Genomic DNA, 18,964 nt, shown 5'->3' on the forward strand with positions numbered 1-18,964 from the left:
TCCGAGCCGTCGAGACTCGCGCCTTCGGCGCATGCGCTTCGACGGCTCGGACGCGAGACGGGCCGCGAACGGTCGCTCGTAAGACTCGCTCCGTTGCGGTTGCTGGTAGCGGGGCGTTCGGCACCTGCTGCGCGCGTACCAGATGGTTGTGTCCCGCGCCTGCGGGTACATGCGCTTCGACGGCTCGGACGCGAGACGGGCCGCGAACTCCTCGCTCATAACCATCTCGCTCCGTGGTAGACGCCAGTGCTTACTCGCGCACGCAAAGGGATGGCGTAACAGACTATGCTGGTCGACGCAGCTGGTTCGCCGTGCGTAGACGAGATGGAGCCCCGTCGTCGCGTTACGGAGTCGAGTTCGCGGATCGGGTAGCCGGTGCGCGGATGAGAGGGAACCCGGTGAGAATCCGGGACTGTCCCGCAGCGGTATGCAGGAACGACCGCCGTCATCAGCACTGGGCAAGCCGTAGCGACTTCGCTCGATATGGTCAGCCCGGGAAGCGACGGCCAGTAGGTGAGCCCCGTACGGGGTCGGCCAGAAGGCCCGTGCCCGCAAGTCCGAAGACCTGCCAGCCGTGTCGGATACGCCGTATCCGGCGGCCACCGCCTCGTGGATTGGGCGCGCGGACCTCTGGTGTGATTGTCGGGCTCCGTCGGTGCACCGGCACGTCACTCGGTCTCCGCTAGCTCGTAGGGCGATGGTCTTCGATCTCAGCACTGGAGAAATTCGTGACTGTTACAGATAACCCGTTCACCGCGACGGTTCTCGGTCTCCCGCGGGTGGGGCCGCATCGTGAGCTCAAGCGCGCCACCGAGTCCTACTGGGCCGGGCGAATCGACGCGGCGCGACTGCACGCGATCGCCGCTGACCTGCGCCGCGATCAGCTGACCGAATTGCACAGCGCCGGACTGGATTCGATCCCAGTCGGCACCTTTTCCTATTACGACCAGGTGCTCGATACCGCCGTGCTGCTCGGCGCGCTGCCGCCCCGGGTCGCCGGTATCGCCGATCCGCTGGATCGCTATTTCGCGGCGGCGCGCGGCACCGACACCGTCGAGCCGCTGGAAATGACCAAGTGGTTCGATACCAATTACCACTATCTGGTGCCGGAAATCGGTCCGGAGACGGTGTTCTCGCTGCAGCCATCGAAGGTGCTCGATGAGTTGCGGGAGGCGCTCGCACTGGGGGTGCCCGCGCGCCCGGTGGTGGTCGGGCCTATCACCTTCCTGAAGCTGGCCAAGGCGACAGGCGGTGCGGCACTGGATCGCCTCGACGAGCTGGTGCCGCTCTATCGGGAGCTGTTGCGGCTGCTGGCCGTGGCGGGCGCGGAATGGGTGCAGCTCGACGAACCCATCTTGGTCACCGATCTGAGCGCTGACGAGTTGGAACTCGTACGGCGCAGCTACGCCGAGCTGTCCCGCGCGACGGATCGTCCCGCACTGCTCGTTGCCACCTACTTCGGCAGGCCGGGTGCGGCGTTGAGCGCCTTGGCCGAGACCGAAATCGAAGGTATCGCAGTGGATTTCACGGCTGAAGTCCCCGATATGGTGCCCGAGCTGACGGACAAACTGCTGGTGGCGGGTGTGGTCGACGGACGTAATGTCTGGCGGGCCGATCTGGACAGTGCTTTGGCGACGCTCGGCACGCTGGTGGGATGTGCGAAATCCATTGCGGTGTCGAGTTCCTGCTCGTTGCTGCATGTGCCTTACACCTTGGCGAGCGAAACCGGCCTCGACCAGCGGCTGCGTTCGTGGCTGGCGTTCGGCACGGAGAAGGTCGCGGAGGTGCGGTCGCTCGCGACCGGACTGCGGGCGGGGCCAGAGGCGATCCGGGGTGAATTGGCAACGGTCCATGCCGCTCTCGCCACTAGGGGCACCGATCCTCGTTTGAATAATTCGCAGGTGCGGGCGCGGCTGGCCACGCTGGGTCCCGAGGCAACTCGGCGGGCTCCCGCGGACCAGCGGCGGGCGTTGCAGGCCGAGCGGCTGGGGCTGCCATCGCTGCCGACGACGACCATCGGCTCATATCCACAGACCTCGACGATCCGGCTGGCGCGTGCGGCACTGCGCAAGGGCGAGATCGACCAAGCCGAGTACGTGCGACGGATGCGGTCCGAAATCGCGGATGTCATTGCGCTACAAGAGAAACTCGGCCTGGACGTGCTGGTGCACGGCGAGCCGGAGCGCAATGACATGGTGCAGTACTTCGCCGAGCAGCTCAACGGATTCGCCGCCACCGAGGCGGGTTGGGTGCAGTCCTACGGCACGCGTTGCGTGCGGCCGCCGATTCTGTTCGGGGATGTGGCGCGGCCCGCGCCGATGACGGTGGATTGGATAAGCTACGCGCAATCGTTGACCGATAAGCCGGTCAAGGGCATGCTGACCGGCCCGGTGACGATTCTGGCTTGGTCGTTCGTGCGCGATGACCAGCCATTGGCGGATTCGGCACGTCAGGTGGCGTTGGCGATCCGGGACGAGACGCTCGATCTGCAGGCCGCGGGCATTCGGATCATCCAGGTCGACGAGCCCGCACTGCGGGAGCTGCTGCCGCTGCGTGTGGCTGATCAGGGCGAGTACCTGGATTGGTCGGTCGAAGCGTTTCGGTTGGCGACCTCCGGGGTGTCGGATGCCACTCAGATCCACACCCATCTCTGCTATTCGGAATTCGGTGAGGTCATCGATGCGATCGCCGGATTGGATGCCGATGTGACCTCGATCGAGGCGGCGCGCTCGCATATGGAGGTGCTCGACGATTTGAACGCCGCTGGCTTCGATCTCGGTGTCGGACCGGGGGTGTACGACATCCACTCACCCCGGGTGCCGAGTGTGGAGGAGATCACCGCCGCCCTACGTGCCGCACTGAAGGCCGTTCCCGCCGAAAGGCTTTGGGTCAATCCGGACTGCGGATTGAAGACGCGTGGGCCGGTCGAGGTGGAGGCGTCGTTGCGCAATCTCGTCACAGCCGCGGCCGCGGTGCGCTAGCCGGATAGTGCGCTCGCCCTCTCGAATTGGGAGGGCGGGCGCGCTCGCCGGGGTTCGCGCCCGTCCCGCGGTTGGCCCAACGGTGTCCACGCCGAATTCGACAGCGGCCAGGTCGTCCTCTGCGAACACCCCGACCTCGCGATCGACCACATCCGCACCCGACCACGCAGCCCGATAGCGCGGTGCGGCCACCGCGCTATCGGACTACCTGTCAATGGAATTCGGCCCCGGGGAACGGCCTGAGCCGACGACGCGGCGTATACCGCTCACAATTCTCACCGTTGCGCACCATCGGCCGCATGCGCGACCGCGCGCTCACTCCCCGCCGCCAAGCCGTATGACATCCCGAGCAACGATCCATGCGTAACCCCTCCTCATACGTCGCCATCGATATCACCCCCGATGTCCTATTCGACGCAGGGGTGACCGATTCGGTTCCGCCGTTTCCTCGGTTATCGGTCCGCGGGTTCGTTTCCGAAGGCGCGGTTGATGGCGGCCATATCGAAATAGTCGCGCCAGGCAGTGATGGCGCCGTTGGCGACTTCGAAGACGCCCACTACCGGCAGCGGCGTGTCTTTGCCGAGGCCGCGCAGGATATCGGTGCGTTCGTTCATGACGATATTCCCGGCGGCAACCTGGTGGTGGACATCGAATTCAATGGATTCGAAGGTGTTGAGGAACCCGGCGATGAAATCGCGGATAGCGGCGCGGCCGTTGATGGGTTCCATCGGAATGTTGTGGTAGACGGCGTCTTCGGCGAAGAAGGCACTGATCCGGTCCGGGTCGGGATCGGCCCAGCTGCGGCACATGGCGGTGACGATTTCGTCGGGGCTCGGCATTGAAGTTCGCTCGCTTCCTTGTGCCGATGCGATCGGGCATCGGTCGATTCGATCGCACCGATTACACCAAACAATCGCTTGGTTGCGCCAGGATCAGCCCGCGATCAGCAGTTCGCGTTGCGGTACTCCGACATATTCGGACAGCGGACGGATCAGGGCATTAGCGGCGGACTGCTCGATGATGTGGGCGGTCCAGCCGGTGATGCGACTCAGCACGAAGATCGGCGTGAATACCTCGATATCGAAGCCCATCAGGTAGTAGGCGGGTCCGGCCGGGAAGTCGAGGTTGGGTTTGATCCCGGTGGCCTCGGCCATGGCCTGCTCCAATGCGGTGTACATGCGCGACCAGCGCTGCCCGCCGGTCACCTGCACGACTTGGTCCAGGGCAGCTCGCATCGTCGGCACCCGCGAGTCGCCGTCGGTGTACACGCGATGTCCGAACCCCATCACCTTCTGTTTGCCGGACAACTTGGCGCGCAACCACTCCGCAGCACGTTCGGGCTCGCCGATTTCAAGCATCGCGCGCATGACAGCCTCATTCGCACCGCCGTGCAGCGGCCCCTTGAGGGCACCGATCGCGGCGGTGATCGCGCTGTACATATCCGACCCGGTCGAGGTGACCACCCGCGCGGCGAAGGTGGAGGCGTTGAAACTGTGCTCCGCGTACAGGATCAGCGAAGTCTCGAAAGCACGCACGATGCGCGGATCCGGCACCTTGTCGAAGCACATGTTCAGAAAATTCTCGGCGAAACCAAGATGGGAGTCTGGCGCAATAGGTTCCAGTCCATGACGGCGGCGCATGTCAGTGGCGACAACTGTGGGCAGCACCGCGGTAAGCCGCAGCGCCTTCGCCATCGATGCCCGATCACCCTGTGTGGCATCGAGTTCCGCATCCTGCGCGCCGAGATAGCTGACCACGGTCCGAACCACATCCATCGGATGACAGTTCCGCGGCATCTTCTGAATGAGCGACAGTATCGACCGATCGATGCGCCGCTGTGCGCGTTCACGTTGACACAGCAGTTGGAGTTGGGCGGCATCGGGAAGTTCGCCGTACCACAGCAGATATGCGACCTCCTCGAAGCTGCAGTGCCGCGCCAGATCCTGCACGGCATAGCCGCGATAGGTCAGCGAATTCGTCTCGGGTACAACCTTGGAGATGGTGGTGGTATCGACCACCACCCCGGCCAAACCCTTTTTGATCTCAGTCATCCCTACTCACTCACGGTGAAATCGAAGATTCCGGAATCGAAGTCGTTGTACTGCTGGTAGTCGAGCAATTCGTAGAGCCGCGCCCGGTGCTGCATCTGCCCGATCAGCCCGGATTGCGTTCCGGTGGCCACGATTTCACGCAGGCCCCGCTCGACCGCGAACATCGCCAGGCGCAGTGTGGTTACCGGATAGATGACGGCGTTGTAGCCGAGATCCGCCAACGTGCGAGCCGACAGCAACTCTGACTTGCCGAACTCGGTCATATTCGCGAGCAACGGAATATCCACTGCCGCACGGAACTTCGCGAATTCGGAGGCATCGGCCAGTGCCTCGGAGAAGATGAGGTCGGCGCCCGCGTCCGCATAGGCCCTTGCGCGATTGATCGCTGCGGCCAGCCCCTGCGTCCCCCGCGCATCGGTACGCGCGCAGACGACGAAATTGGAGTCACGTCGGGCCGAGACCGCGGCACGCACACGACGGACCATCTCATCGACCGGGACCACGGCCTTGCCGTCGAGATGACCACAGCGCTTCGGATTCACCTGATCCTCGATATGGCACCCCGCCAGTCCGGCATCCTCCAACAGCGTCACCGTGCGTGCCGCATTCATCGGCTCGCCGAAGCCGGTATCGGCATCTATTAGCACCGGCAGGTCGGTTACTCGCGCGATCTGCTGTCCCCGCGCAGCCACCTCGGTGAGGGTGGTCAGGCCGATGTCCGGCAGTGCGAGTTCGGCCGATACCACCGCGCCGGAGACATAGACGCCCTCGAAGCCGAGTTCCTGAATCAGCTTGGCCACCAGTGGGTTGAATGTTCCCGGCCAGCGCTGGATTTGCCCGGAGGCCAACCCGGCGCGCAGCGCCAAGCGTTTATCGGCCGGGCTCGTGGCAGCGGCGAGCAGTCCTGTCATCGCTACCACCGTCCTAAGCTGAGCCCATGAGTGCAGCATCGCGCAGCGAATCCACGAGGGGTGGGCCCGAGGATCGTCCCCTGCGCTATCGACTGATCACCGGCGTCGACGACGCCTCCTTCTGCGAACGGATCAGCGGTTTGCTCGACCAGGGCTACCTGCTGCACGGATCGCCGGCCGTCACCTTCAACGGCACCGATGTGATCGCCGCGCAGGCGCTGATCTGGGGCGGGGAGTAGGGCCGACATCAGAAGATCCCCTCGCGCACCTGCGGTGCCCGCTCGATAACCTCGGGCGACACGGTGAACGTCAGCTGATCCAGTTCCCCAGGGGCCAACTCCGCTGTGCGCTGCGCCGCGTCGAGGAACCGGGCCTGCTCCGCCGGATCGATCACGCCCTCGGCCAGCGAGCGGAACTTAGCGATGTACTGCTCGCGCGCGAACGGCCGCGCGCCCAGCGGATGCGCATCCGCGACGGCGAGCTCATCGACAATCGTCTCGCCGCTGTTCAGCGTCACCACCGCCCGCGCCCCGAAGGCCTTCTCCCTCGGGTCGGTGGCGTGATAGCGGCGCGTCCATTCCGGATCGTCAACCGTCGAGATCTTGCGCCACAGCGCGACGGTATCCGCCCGACGTGCGCGCTCGGGTGCGTAGGACCGCTCGTGATGCCAGCCGCCGTCCTGTAGCGCGACCGCGAATATATAAGGAACGGAATGGTCGAGAGTCTCGCGGCTGGCGTGCGGGTCGAATTTCTGCGGATCATCGGAACCGGTGCCGATGACCACGTGCGTGTGGTGGCTGGTATGCAGCACGATGGTGGCGATCTGATCGAGATCACCGATGCGCGCGCGCATCCGGCGTGCGAGATCGATGGGCGCTTGGCTCTGATATTCGGCCGAATGCTCTTTGGTGTAGCTGTCGAGGATCGCCAGCTTCGCCTCACCCGGGCCCGGCAACGGCACTTGATATTCGGCGTCCGGCCCACCGAGCAGCCAGGCGATGACACCGTCCGCACCCTCCCAGATCGGTGCGGGTGCACCCTCGCCGCGCATGGCCCGGTCGACCGCCTCGACCGCCATCTTCCCAGCGAATGCCGGGGCATACGCCTTCCAACTCGAGATCTCGCCCTTGCGAGATTGGCGGGTGGCGGTGGTGGTGTGTAGCGCCTGCCCGATCGCCTGATAGATCGTCTCGGTCTGCAGGCCGAGCAAGGTCCCGATGCCCGCAGCGGCTGATGGGCCCAGATGTGCGACGTGATCGATCTTGTGCTCGTGCAGGCAGATTCCGCGCGCCAGGTCGATCTGGATCTCGTAACCGGTGGCCAGGCCACGGATCAGCGCGGCGCCACTGCGACCGGTATGCTGGGCGACGGCGAGGATCGGCGGAATATTGTCGCCCGGATGCGAGTACTCGGCGGCGAGGAAGGTGTCGTGAAAGTCCAGCTCACGCACCGCGACGCCATTCGCCCACCCGGCCCACTCCGGCGAGACCCGACGTGGCGCGCCGAAGACGGTGGCGCCCGACCGGCCGGGTCGCGGTGCATACGGCTGTGCGAGTGCCTGCGCCCGCGCATTCATCACCGGGCGACGGACCAGGGCGGCCGCCGCGACGGCGGCATTGTCGATGATCCGATTCACGATCATCGCGCTGACTTCGGCGGTCACCTCGACCGGATCGACGGCGACCTCGGCAATTCTGGTAGCCAAATGTTCTGTGCGTGGAAAGGCCGCGGCGGCGGCGCGAGCGCGTACGATGTGGGTCTTCATCCATCCTCCGGTTCCAGGCGGGCCAGCGGCTCTTCTTCGCACGCTACGCAGGATTGGTCTTCGGCAAAATCCCTTGCAAAAGCAGATTTCTGCGGGCGAGAATCCTCCATTTTGCGATGATTGCGAATTGCGAGGGCTACCATCTTGCGGTGCGCAAGATGTACGCGGGCGCCCGACTGAGACGGTTGCGCGAGGAACGGCGGATGACCCAGGCGGCACTGGCGAAATCCCTGGATCTATCGCCCAGCTACCTCAATCAGCTCGAGCGCGATCAGCGACCGCTCACCATTCCGGTGCTGCTGAAGCTCAACTCCACCTTCGACCTCGACGTGCAATTTTTCGCCGCCGACTCCGATGCCCGGCTGGTCTCGGATCTGCACGAGGTACTGGTCGATGCGGCGGGCGGTGACAGCGCGCCACTGACAGAGGTGGAAGAGCTGGCGACGCGACTTCCGGAGGTTTCTCGAATCGTCGTCGCGATGCATCGGCGATTGCGCGCCGCGACCGATCAACTCGATCTGCTCTCCGCACGGGTGGCCGCTCCTGCTGGCGCACCCGGCGTGCCGATGCCGTATGAGGATGTGCGGGATTTCTTCTACGACCACCACAATCACATCGCGCAACTCGATCATGCGGCCGAACAGCTCTTCGAGGAGTGCGGGCTCAGCATCGGGTCGCTCGATCGGCAACTCGCCAGGGTGGCCGAGGAGCGCGCGGGAGTCACCGTGCTGGTGCGCGGCGACGGCGCGGATCCTTCCATCCCGAAACGGCATTACGATCCGGACAGCCGCACGCTGACGCTGGCGCGGCGATTGCGTCCCGGACAGCGCGCATTTCAAATCGCAACTACCCTCGGATTTCTGCTGTTCGGCAAGGATTTGGATGCCGTTCTGGCCGAAACACCGTCGCTCACCGGCGAATCCAAGACATTGGCGCGGATCGGATTGGCCAATTACTTCGCGGGCGCACTGGTCCTGCCGTACGGCCGCTTTCTGCGGTCGGCGGAGGAACTGCGCTACGACATCGATCTGCTCAGCCTGCGTTTCGAGGTCGGCTTCGAAACCATCTGCCACCGGTTGAGCACCCTGCAGCGGCAGGGACAGCGCGGCGTTCCGTTCTTTCTGGTCCGCACCGACCGAGCGGGCAATATCTCGAAACGCCAGTCCGCCACGGCCTTCCATTTCTCCCGGGTCGGCGGTAGCTGTCCGCTGTGGGTGGTGCACGAGGCATTCGCCAATCCCGGCCGCATCCTCACCCAGATGGCGGCTATGCCGGACGGTCGCCGGTACCTCTGGATCGCACGCACCGCGCTGGCGGGCCCCCACGGATTCGGCACCGCGACAAAGGACTTCGCGATAGGCCTGGGTTGCGATATCGAATACGCCGACAGACTGGTGTACTCGAACGGACTACAGCTCGATAGTCCGGCCGCGGCGGTGCCGATCGGCGCGGGCTGCAAGGTCTGCGAGCGCCCCTCCTGCCCGCAGCGCGCCTTCCCTCAAATCGGCAGCCCCCTCGCAGTCACCGAATACACCAGCACCGATCTGCCCTACCCCCGAGTCCTGCGCTAGTCGGGCAATTCATAGCCATGCGGGCAAACGCCGAGAGGGCGCTTCACCAGCGCGTTCTCGATCAAGACTTCGCCAGGTACTCCAGGCGTTCGGCGTCTACGGCGGCGTGCATCATGGTGGCCAGGCCCGGGTGGCGGCGCAGGCCAGGATCGGATTCGACGACCTGGCGGGCGAGGTCTTGGGCGGCGGTGATGACTTCGAGGTCGTCGAGTAGGGAGAGCAGGCGCAGGGAGCGGGCGGTGCCGGATTGGGCGGCGCCGAGGACGTCGCCTTCGCGGCGTTGCCGCAGGTCGAGTACGGCGAGTTCGAAGCCGTCGGTGGTCGCGGCGACGGCGTCGAGGCGCGCCATGGCGGTGCCGGTGGGGCCCACGTCGGTGATCAGCAGGCACAGGCCAGGATGCTTGCCGCGACCGATGCGGCCGCGCAACTGATGTAGCTGACTGACACCGAAGCGGTCCGCGTCCACGATGACCATGACGGTCGCATTCGGGACGTCGACGCCGACCTCGACGACCGTGGTGCAGACGAGCACGTCGATGTCGCCGTCATTGAATGCGCGCATGACCTGGTCTTTTTCATCGGTCGGGAGCCTGCCGTGCAGCAGGCCGACGCGCACGCTCGCGAGCGGACCGGTGCGCAGCATGTCGAAGACCTCGAGGGCCGCGGCCGTGGTGGGACCTTCCTTCTCCTCGGCCTTACCGGACTTCTTGCCGTTGCGGCCCTTACCGTTCTCCTCGTCGTCGCCGATGCGCGAGCACACTACATAGGCCTGCCGTCCAGCGCCGACCTCCTCGAGGATGCGCTCCCAGGCGCGGTCGACCCAGTTCGGATGCTGTTTGCGCGGCACCACCTTCGACACGATCGGCGAGCGGCCGCGGGGCAGCTGGGTCAGGGTCGAGGTCTCCAGATCACCGAGGGTGGTCATGGCGATGGTGCGGGGGATCGGGGTCGCGGTCATCACAAGCAGATGCGGGCTGGTACCGGCTTTCGCCTTGGCTCGCAACGCATCCCGCTGTTCCACACCGAACCGATGCTGTTCGTCGACGATCACCATGCCGAGATCGAAGAACTCCACCGCGTCCTGGATGAGCGCATGGGTGCCGATCACGATGCCCGCCTCGCCGGTGACCGCATCCAGTAGCGCGGCCTTCTTCGCCGCCGCCGACATCGAGCCGGTCACCAGCACCACCTTTGTCGCGTTGTCGGCGGCGCCGAGTTCACCCGCGGTGCCGAGATCGCCGAGCATCGTTCGTAGTGACCGATAGTGTTGGGCGGCAAGGACTTCTGTCGGTGCGAGCAGGGCGCATTGCTGACCTGCGTCGACCACCTGGAGCATGGCGTGTAGTGCGACGATGGTCTTGCCCGAACCCACCTCGCCCTGCAATAGGCGGTGCATCGGATGGCTGCGTGCGAGATCGTCGGAGATCTCCGCGATCACCTTTTGCTGTCCATCGGTCAGTTCGAAGGGCAGGCGGGTATCGAAAGCGGCTGCGATACCGTCGGATCGGGGCGGACATGGCCGGGCCGCCCGCGCCTCCGCATCGTGTCGCCGCTCGGCGAGCACCAGTTGCAACGCCAGCGCCTCATCGAAACGCAAACGCTGCCTGGCCTGTTCGATATCAGACTTGCGTTCGGGCAGGTGGATCAGGCGCAGCGCGTCCGAGATCTTCAGCAGGCCGCGGTCTTCGCGCAGGTCACTTGGCAGTGGATCGTCGATCGGGTCGAGTTGGTCGAGCACCTGCCGGACACAGGCGAGCAGATCCCAGCTCTGCACCTTGGCGGTCGCGGGATACACCGGAATGTATTCACGTTCGAAGAACGAGACATCCACGCCGCCTTTACCTTTCGCGCTCTGCGCCAATCCGCGCAAGGCGCCGCCGCCGCGCACCGAGGTGAGGTTCTCGATCGAGTCCTCTTCCTTCTCGGGCAGGATCAGATAATCGGGATGTGAGAGGTTCCAGCGGTCCGGGCGCCACCAGTGCACGGTGCCCGACATCATGGCCCGGACCCCTTCGCGGACAAGGTAACTCACCTTGTCGCCGTTGAAGAAGGTGATATCGATCGGGGCGACCGAACCGGTGTCGAGGGCGACCTTGAGCAGTCGACCCCTGCGGTTCTTCATCGGGCGCAGTTCGGTTTTCGTCACCCTGCCGATGACGGTGATGTGCGCACCCTCCTCGGGCTGCTCCTGGGTGAGCGGCTGCCCCTGAGTGGCATAGCGTAATGGGTAGTGCCGCAACAGATCCTCGACGGTGTGCATGTCGAAGGCATCGGCAAGGGGCTCGGCCGCCTTCACGCCGAGCAGGTGGTCCAGCCGGTCGCTGAGTGTCGCCATACTCCTATTCCACCCCTATCTGCACCAGATCCGCCTGCTGCCCACCGGAATACACGCTCACCTCGACGCCGGGGAAGCCGTTCGCGATATGCGCGGCCAGTTCGTCCGCGAGTTCGGCCGGGGCGCCCACCCCCATGAGCAGGGTGACCAGCTCACCGCCGAAGGCGAGCATCCGGTCGAGCAGGGTCCGTCCCGCGCTCGGCGCATCCCGATCGATCACCACGACATCATGGCCGACCAGCCCCAGCCCATCACCGGCCTCGCAGGTGCCGACCATGGTGAGCGCTCGCCCGGTGGCGGCACGCAATGATCCCCAGCGCGTCGCGGCCGCCGCCTCCGACATCGCGAACGCATCGTCCACCGCGATCCGCCCGCAATCGTGCACCGCGAGCGCCGCCAATCCCTGCACCATCGACCCGCTCGGCAACAACAACACGTCCCGATGCGCGTCACGAGCCGCAACGCCGACCGCAACCAGCTCATGCGCGGGCAGCGCGCCGTTCGGCAGCACCAACACCTCCCGGTTCGGCAGCTGTCGAATCGCGGCAAGCAGTGCCGCACTGGTCACCGGCCCGTCACCGCCGAGCACCACCGCACCTCCGGCCTCGAACAGCGCCGCCGCGCCGTCCCCCGATGCGACAGCCAGGACGGCGCGGTCTGCGGGACCGTGGTGCCGCTCGGCGGCAGCAGACGGGGACGCAGCCGCGCGTCCAACACGAACAGGCCGCCCGGCAGCGTCGGCGCGATCCGCAGCCACCGCCGGGGCTGCGTCGGTGGTGAAGCTTTCGATGCGAATGGCGCTGAGGGTGCCGGTGGCGATTCCCGCTTCTACGGCGGCACCCGCGTCAGTGCAGTGGACGTGCGCGGACCACGAGCCCGCGCCGTCGCCAACCACCACGACCGAGTCGCCGAGGTCGGCGAGGCGGTCGCGGAGGTGGGCGATTCGTTGGTCGTCGGTGTCGGAGAGGAGATACATCACCTCGAAGTGAGGTTCGGCACTGTTCAGGGATTCGGCGTCGGCTCGCCGAGCGCAGTCAGCCTGCGCGGCGGCGGTGCCACGATCAGCATCCGCCTGGGCACCAGCGAATACGAATTCGCCGCGCGCGTATTCCGGCCGAGCGGGCGTCGCACCGAGGGTCACCACGACCAGACTGTCGAGCAGTACGACCAACCCGCGCGCGCCCGCATCGACCACCCCCGCCTCGCGCAGCACGCCGAGCTGGGCGGGTGTATCACCGAGCGCCTTGGCGGCACCGTCGGCCGCCGCGACCGCAACGTCGGCCACGGTGGACTGCGCGCAGGCCGCGGCGCATTCGGCTGCCCGCTCCAGGACGGTGAGGATGGTCCCTTCGACCGGCACGCTCAGCGATTCCCGCACCAGCGCCGATGCCGTGGCCAGCGCGCCAGGCAACGTCTGCGCCGTCAGCGGCCCACCGCGCGCCGCCTCGGCAATCCCGCGCAATACCTGCGACAAGATGATCCCGGAATTCCCGCGCGCCCCGAGCGTCGCTCCACGCGCCATCGCCGCGGCCACATCATGCGTCGAGAGCGATTCGAGATACCCCTCCGCAGTTCCATCCTGCGGTGCTGCGCTGGAGCCGTTCCGCGAGCTCCCGCGCCCCGGGGATCCAGACAGACCGGGACGATCGATACCGTTCGTGGCGATGGCTCGGTCCGCGAACTTCCCTCGCGACGCCGCCGAGGGCTCCGATATCGCGGCACCGCCGAATACCCCCGCAACCGGTTTCGCGCCATTGCCGACCGCTGTGGCATTCGCCGCATAACCACCGACCGCGCGGGCATCCGACACCGCGGCACCGCCGGACCGCTCGGCCTCCGCAGCAAAACCGGCAGCCGCAGAACTATCCGGCCGCTCGGATCCATGCGCCGAGATCACGGCGGCATCCGCGGCCTGCATCGCCGCTCGCATGGTGGCGAGCATGTTGGTACCGGTGTCCGCGTCGGCGATGGGGAAGACGTTGAGGGCGTTGATCTCCTCGCGCCGCTGCTGCAGAACTTCGAGGCAGATTCGGCCCCAACGCAGTAATGCCGTGCCGTTGAGTTCATTCGGCCCGGCGACGGCAGGCAGTCCAGCATCGGGGTCATCGCCCATCATGTCCCGCACTCCGGGCACCGCCACCTCTCTCCGCGATCGTTCACACCGCCATGCCACCCGCACCCAAGCGACTGCTGGCAGATCGCTCGAGGCTCTGCCACCGTTGGCCAGGTTAGCTGGCGATACCGACAATCGATCGGCGACACCGATCCATTACCATCTGGCGTGCCCACGGGTCGGCATTCCATGACCCGGTTTTGTGGATCCGGACGCCGACAGCTACCCTTGCAGGGTTGCCTAGCGCGGCCGAGAGGGTTCGCGCTGGCCGACGTAAGTCGGCAGGGCATTAAGACATTGTTTCCGGACATGCTGCCAACGTGCGGCAGTCCCCACATGACATGAAGGAGTTCGCGACTATGGCTGCCGTCTGCGACGTCTGCGCCAAGGGCCCCGGCTTCGGGAAGTCGGTCTCGCACTCGCACCGGCGTACCAACCGTCGTTGGAACCCGAACATCCAGACCGTGCGCGCACAGGTCGCGCCGGGCAATACCCGCCGCATGAACGTGTGCACCTCCTGCCTGAAGGCGGGCAAGGTCGTTCGCGGCTGATTCCTCAGAGACCGACATACGCCCCGACACCATCAGGTGCTCGGGGCGTAGTCATCCGCGGCCCCTGGTCATCGACGACCTCCCTCGACAACGATGGTCTGCATGACCCAGCCCGCCTGGCGCATAGCCCCACTCACCACCGAATACGTCCACAGCCTGGCCGAATGCCATATCGCCTGCTGGCGTGAGGCCTATCGTGGCCTGGTCCCCGACCACATTCTGGATGCGTTCGAGATCGAACGCCGTGCGGAGCAATGGGAACGCATCCGGGTCCGCAATCCGGGCAGCGTATATGTCGCGCTCGTCGACGACGAAGTGATCGGCTTCTCGTGTGCGAGCCCGTCACGCGACGAATCCCCGGTCACCCCAACCGAACTCAATGCCCTCTACGTCCGCGCCGCCTGGTACGGCACCGGCGTCGCCCACGACCTCATCCGCGCCGCCGTCCCACCCGACATCCCGTGCTCGCTCTGGGTCTTCGAGAAGAACCCCCGCGCCCAGGCCTTTTACCGCAAACACGGGTTCGAACTCGACGGCACCAGCCGCATCGAGGCCTTCACCCCCGCCGTCGAAGTCCGCATGGTGCGTCGCTGACCGGAAGTCGGCTCGAGGCGGGGAGCTAATGTGCTGGCCATGACTTCCACGCACACCGAGTACGTCACCGTCGTCGACGGCGTACTACAAATCACCATCTCGACCGCCGCGAACGGCACTTCGCTGGACTTCGCGGGCATCAACGCGGGCACCGAGGCGCTGCGGTCCGCGAGCCGCGAGATCGGGGCCGTGCTGTTGACGGGCGCCGGACCGAACTTCTCCGCGGGTGGCAATGTGCGCGGCTTCGCGGCGGCCGAGGATCGCGCCGGTCATATCTACGGCCTCGCGACCGATCTGCACGAATTCGTGCGCGCTCTCGACGAGACCATCGTGCCCGTCGTCGCGGGCGTGCAGGGTTGGGCCGCCGGTGCCGGGATGAGTCTGGTGTGCGTGGCGGATATCGCGATCGGCGGTCCCAGTACCAAGTTGCGCCCGGCGTATCCGGGCATCGCGCTGAGCCCGGATGGCGGCATGTCCTGGACGCTGCCGCGGATCGTCGGCGCCGGACGCGCCCGCGAAATTCTGCTCACCGACGCGATTCTCGACGCCGAAACGGCGGTGCGCCTCGGCATCCTGAGCCGACTCGTCGATGACGAGCAGGTGCGCGCCGAGGCACTGAATGCGGCCCGAACCCTCGCCGCCGGACCGCGATCGGCCTATGCGAGCATCAAATCACTACTGGCGCGGTCGAATTCGTCGACGCTGAGCGATCAGCTCGACTACGAGCGCGACGCCATCAGTGCCGCGGCGAACAGCCCGGCCGGGCGCGAGGGCGTGGATGCCTTCGTCGAAAAGCGCAAGCCCGACTACCGGAATCGGTAACTAATCGCGCACCTGGAGCACGAATTTCGCGACCGCGTCGGTGAACGAATCATTGTCGTCGCCGGCCGCGGTATGCGCCGCGCCGCCGATCTCGACCAGCTGCGCATGCGGCACCAGAGCCTGGAATTCCGCAGCACCTTCCGGCGTCACCACGTCGGACTGCATGCCGCGCACCAGCAGCACGGGAATGGTGAGGGCCCGCGCGGCTGCCTCCAACTGCTGCACCATTTCGCTTGCGTCCTCGACGCGGTCGCCGAGCATATCCGGATCCCAATGCCAGTACCAGCGACCGTCGCGCTGTCGCAGATTGCGGAGCAGCCCATCGGTGTTCTTGGGCCTGGGCCGATGCGGCATATATTCGGCGACCGCGTCAGCGGCTTGCTCGAGGCTGTCGAAGCCGTCGCGATGTTTGCCGAGGAAGTCGATCACCCGCGCGACACCGGCGGGTTCGGGACGGGCGACGATATCGACGAGCACCAGAGCGGTGATCGCGGCGCCGCCCGGATCGGCGGTGGTGAGCAAGCCGGTCATCCCGCCCATACTCGCGCCGACCACGACGGCGGGGGCGGCCAGCTGTTCGAGGACCGCGACGAGGTCCGCGACCATCGTGGCGCGCCGGTAGTCGGCGTTCGGCGACCATGCGCTGTCGCCGTGGCCGCGCGCGTCCAGCGTGACGACCCGCATCCCAGCGGCGGCCAGCTTCGCACCGGTCTGCTTCCACGAGTGTCTGGTCTGACCGCCACCGTGCAGAAACAGGACGAGCGGGCCGTCCGCCGGGCCGAACTGGTCGGCGGCCAGCTCGATCCCATCCGAACCGCGCAGTCGCAGCCGGATCGGATCGAGAAGGTTGTTCGCATTACTCACGATCCGAGGATCGCACAGTTACCGCTGGGGCTCATGCGAGCCCCGGGCAATGGGACCTCAGCAGTCCCACTTGCCCTGCGCGCTGATGGTGTTCTGCAGCAGGCACGCGACCTTGGCATTCACCGAGGACGAGATGGTCGAGGAGCCATTGGAGGTGAATTCCTCGCCGACCGGAGCGGCGGTCTTCGGGGCGGAGGTCTCCGTGGCGGGCTCGAGCGGCAACCCGGCCGCATTCGCCGCCGCACTGCCGCCGGCCAGGGCCGCGCACAGGGCCAGCGTGGCGGTGGTGCCGCGCAGTGCGCCGCGAACGGTCTTGTTCTGCATGAAATTGTGCTCCTCTACTGTTTTTCTAACCTCGACGCCCGGGATCTAGGGCAGGCGCCAGTCAACAGGCTCAGCACCCAATTCGTCGAGTAGTTCATTCACTCGTGAGAAGGGTCGCGAACCAAAAAAGCCGCGCGAGGCCGACAGGGGCGACGGGTGCACGGATTCGATATAGGGCACCTCGGCCGCGGTGAGCTGCGGTTTCAGTGTCTGCGCGTCACGACCCCACAGGATCGCTACCAGCGGTTCATCCCGGGCCACCAGCGCGCGAATCGCCTGGTCGGTCACCGCTTCCCAGCCTTTGCCGCGGTGCGAGGCGGGCTGTCCCGGCGAAACGGTAAGAACTCGGTTCAGCAGCAGCACGCCCTGATCCGACCACGGGCTCAGGTCACCATTGGACGGTGTTTGGTAGCCGAGGTCCTTGCTGTATTCGGCGAAGATATTGGCCAGGCTGCGCGGCACCGGCGAAACATCCGGGGCCACAGAGAAACTCAAGCCCATCGGATGTCCCGGCGTGGGATACGGATCCTGGCCGACGATCAATACGCGGACCGCATCGAACGGACGCTGGAAGGCGCGCAGCACATTGTCACCGGCCGGTAGATAACCGCGCCCCGCCGCATTCTCCGCGCGCAGGAATTCGCCCATCGCCGAGATCTGTGCCGCAACCGGTTCGAGAGCCTTCGCCCAACCCGGATCCATGATTTCCGTCAGTGGTTTCGCGCCCATGACCGCACAACCTATCGTGGCTCGGGCGCGGATGCCGAGTCCACCCCGCTGAACGATTCCCAGCCCCCTTTGCCCGGCTGCCGCGCCCCGTCGACGGTGACGCCGTGACCTGCCAGCACCCGTCCGATCGGCACCCAACCGGGCGGCAGATCCCGCTGCGCGGGCCAGGTTCCGACGAAGGCATGATCCTCACCGCCGGTCAGAATCCATTGCGTCGCATCGGCATCCAGACCGCGCGCGATTGTCGCTAGAGCGGGATCGCGCAACGATTTCGAGTGGACGTCGATGGCGACTCCGGATGCCTCGGCGATATGCCCAAGATCCGCGAGCAATCCGTCCGAGATATCGGTGAGCGCGGTCGGTATCGCGGGCCACTCGGTGGGAGATCCGATAATGCCTTCGGACCCGAACTCTGTCGCGTTCGTCTGGTCTGATACCCCGATGTGTTCCGAGCCGAGTACTCCTTGCGCCGGTGCCGCACCCGAGTTGTCCACTCCAGCAGCGGAATCGGCGACCACGGCCAGCACGGCGGAATAGGGCGGCTGTGGGACCCGATGGGCCGCGATAGCTTCGGCGAAGAGTTCGTCTGCCGGATCGAATCCGCCGGTCAGCACTGCCAACCCGGCCGCGGACCAGCCGAGGCGACCAACCAGCGCGACCGTATCCCCCACGCGCGCACCGGCTCTGGTGATCGGCGCGCGGCCGTCCAAATCGCCGAAGGCGGTGACCGAGATGACCAACTGCGGGCTTTGCACCACATCGCCGCCCGCGATGGAGCCGCCCGCGCGGTCCGCCTCGGCCCACATCCCGTCGGTGAGCCCGTCCACCAGCTCCAGGGGCGTATCGGCCGGACAGCCGAAAGCCACGACGAACGCGGTCGGTACGGCTCCCATCGCGACCACATCGGCGGCGTTCTGTGCGATCGCCTTGCGCCCGATATCGCGCGGATCGGACCAGTCGAGCCGGAAATGTCGATCCTGGACCAGCATGTCGGTGGTGACCACGAACCGACCGTCCGGCGCGGCAACCACGGCGGCGTCGTCACCGGGGCCGAGCAGCACACCGGGCGCCTGCACCCGTCCTGTGTTGATCCGCTCGATCAGTGCGAACTCCCCCAGCTCACGCACTGTCCTGGGCCGCGTGCTTTCGCTGATGACCTGGCCCCTTCCCGGCGTCGTGCTGGCTGAAATCGCCCCGAGGGTACCCTTTCCAGGGCAATCGAGTACTACCAGGCCGGTGCGCGGCACCCATCCCGCAGGTGACCGGACCCCACCAGCACGAACAGGAAGGATCGGTGAGTATGTCGGCGGAGTCGTCGGACCGCGATTCGTCGGAGGCGGAGTCGTCGAGGGC

The 18,964-nt window shown here is 66.2% G+C and carries 16 protein-coding genes and 1 riboswitch; of the genes, 6 read left to right on the plus strand and 10 right to left on the minus strand.

Annotated elements, in window-relative coordinates; all coding sequences use genetic code 11:
• Positions 1-356: 356 nt before the first annotated feature.
• Positions 357-588, plus strand: a riboswitch (cobalamin riboswitch).
• 140 nt (positions 589-728) lie between these two features.
• Positions 729-2,981: a 5-methyltetrahydropteroyltriglutamate--homocysteine S-methyltransferase gene (gene metE, locus ACIBG0_RS14020; protein ID WP_397032403.1), complete on the plus strand. Its 2,253-nt coding sequence runs from the start codon at positions 729-731 to the stop codon at positions 2,979-2,981.
• Between the two features lie 452 nt (positions 2,982-3,433).
• On the opposite strand, the gene ACIBG0_RS14025 is transcribed toward metE, so the two are convergent.
• The 3 genes from ACIBG0_RS14025 to prpB all read right to left on the minus strand — a co-directional run bounded on the left by ACIBG0_RS14025 (position 3,434) and on the right by prpB (position 5,943).
• Entirely contained in the window at positions 3,434-3,820 is a 387-nt protein-coding gene (locus ACIBG0_RS14025; RefSeq protein ID WP_397032405.1) for a nuclear transport factor 2 family protein, read from the minus strand.
• 93 nt (positions 3,821-3,913) lie between these two features.
• Positions 3,914-5,032: a bifunctional 2-methylcitrate synthase/citrate synthase gene (locus ACIBG0_RS14030; protein ID WP_397032406.1), complete on the minus strand. Its 1,119-nt coding sequence runs from the start codon at positions 5,030-5,032 to the stop codon at positions 3,914-3,916.
• 2 nt (positions 5,033-5,034) lie between these two features.
• Positions 5,035-5,943: a methylisocitrate lyase gene (gene prpB / locus ACIBG0_RS14035; RefSeq protein WP_397032408.1), complete on the minus strand. Its 909-nt coding sequence runs from the start codon at positions 5,941-5,943 to the stop codon at positions 5,035-5,037.
• Positions 5,944-5,969: 26 nt separating this feature from the next.
• Here prpB and ACIBG0_RS14040 point away from each other — a divergent pair, with 26 nt between their 5' ends.
• Positions 5,970-6,182 (plus strand): DUF1737 domain-containing protein, encoded by a 213-nt coding sequence (locus ACIBG0_RS14040; RefSeq protein ID WP_397032409.1) that lies wholly within the window; start codon positions 5,970-5,972, stop codon positions 6,180-6,182.
• An 8-nt stretch (positions 6,183-6,190) separates the two neighbouring features.
• Here the strand turns inward: ACIBG0_RS14040 and ACIBG0_RS14045 are convergent, their stop codons facing one another.
• The gene (locus tag ACIBG0_RS14045; RefSeq protein ID WP_397032411.1) at positions 6,191-7,708 is read right to left on the minus strand and encodes an MmgE/PrpD family protein; all 1,518 of its coding nucleotides are present in this window, start codon (positions 7,706-7,708) and stop codon (positions 6,191-6,193) included.
• A 149-nt stretch (positions 7,709-7,857) separates the two neighbouring features.
• Between ACIBG0_RS14045 and ACIBG0_RS14050 the strand changes: the two genes are divergently transcribed.
• Positions 7,858-9,279 (plus strand): short-chain fatty acyl-CoA regulator family protein, encoded by a 1,422-nt coding sequence (locus tag ACIBG0_RS14050; RefSeq protein WP_397032413.1) that lies wholly within the window; start codon positions 7,858-7,860, stop codon positions 9,277-9,279.
• Between the two features lie 61 nt (positions 9,280-9,340).
• Here ACIBG0_RS14050 and recG read toward each other — a convergent pair whose 3' ends face one another.
• Positions 9,341-11,614 carry an ATP-dependent DNA helicase RecG gene (gene recG, locus ACIBG0_RS14055; protein WP_397032414.1) on the minus strand — a complete coding sequence of 758 codons (2,274 nt, stop codon included), beginning with the start codon at positions 11,612-11,614 and terminating at the stop codon, positions 9,341-9,343.
• Positions 11,615-11,618: 4 nt separating this feature from the next.
• Positions 11,619-13,754 carry a DAK2 domain-containing protein gene (locus ACIBG0_RS14060; RefSeq protein WP_397032416.1) on the minus strand — a complete coding sequence of 712 codons (2,136 nt, stop codon included), beginning with the start codon at positions 13,752-13,754 and terminating at the stop codon, positions 11,619-11,621.
• Positions 13,755-14,086: 332 nt separating this feature from the next.
• Between ACIBG0_RS14060 and rpmB the strand changes: the two genes are divergently transcribed.
• The 3 genes from rpmB (at position 14,087) to ACIBG0_RS14075 (ending at position 15,694) form a co-directional block, all read left to right on the plus strand.
• A complete protein-coding gene (gene rpmB, locus ACIBG0_RS14065) occupies positions 14,087-14,278 on the plus strand; it encodes a 50S ribosomal protein L28 (protein ID WP_011210730.1) in 192 nt (63 codons plus the stop codon).
• 102 nt (positions 14,279-14,380) lie between these two features.
• Positions 14,381-14,872, plus strand: coding sequence for a GNAT family N-acetyltransferase (locus tag ACIBG0_RS14070; protein WP_397032417.1), 492 nt, complete (start codon positions 14,381-14,383; stop codon positions 14,870-14,872).
• Between the two features lie 39 nt (positions 14,873-14,911).
• On the plus strand, positions 14,912-15,694 hold the full coding sequence (locus ACIBG0_RS14075; RefSeq protein WP_397032419.1) for an enoyl-CoA hydratase/isomerase family protein: 783 nt from the start codon (positions 14,912-14,914) through the stop codon (positions 15,692-15,694).
• Here the strand turns inward: ACIBG0_RS14075 and ACIBG0_RS14080 are convergent, their stop codons facing one another.
• The 4 genes from ACIBG0_RS14080 to thiL are packed head-to-tail and all read right to left on the minus strand — an operon-like array spanning position 15,695 to position 18,738.
• Positions 15,695-16,558, minus strand: a complete 864-nt coding sequence (locus ACIBG0_RS14080) for an alpha/beta fold hydrolase (protein ID WP_397032421.1) — start codon at positions 16,556-16,558, stop codon at positions 15,695-15,697. It lies immediately after the preceding gene.
• A gap of 57 nt (positions 16,559-16,615) precedes the next feature.
• Entirely contained in the window at positions 16,616-16,882 is a 267-nt protein-coding gene (locus tag ACIBG0_RS14085; protein ID WP_040693471.1) for a hypothetical protein, read from the minus strand.
• 45 nt (positions 16,883-16,927) lie between these two features.
• Complete coding sequence (locus ACIBG0_RS14090) at positions 16,928-17,611, minus strand: uracil-DNA glycosylase (RefSeq protein WP_364341828.1); 684 nt, start codon at positions 17,609-17,611, stop codon at positions 16,928-16,930.
• 11 nt (positions 17,612-17,622) lie between these two features.
• Entirely contained in the window at positions 17,623-18,738 is a 1,116-nt protein-coding gene (gene thiL, locus ACIBG0_RS14095; protein ID WP_397032423.1) for a thiamine-phosphate kinase, read from the minus strand.
• Positions 18,739-18,964 lie beyond the last annotated feature (226 nt).

The organism is Nocardia sp. NPDC050630, from assembly GCF_044457245.1.
Taxonomy (GTDB): Bacteria; Actinomycetota; Actinomycetes; order Mycobacteriales; family Mycobacteriaceae; genus Nocardia.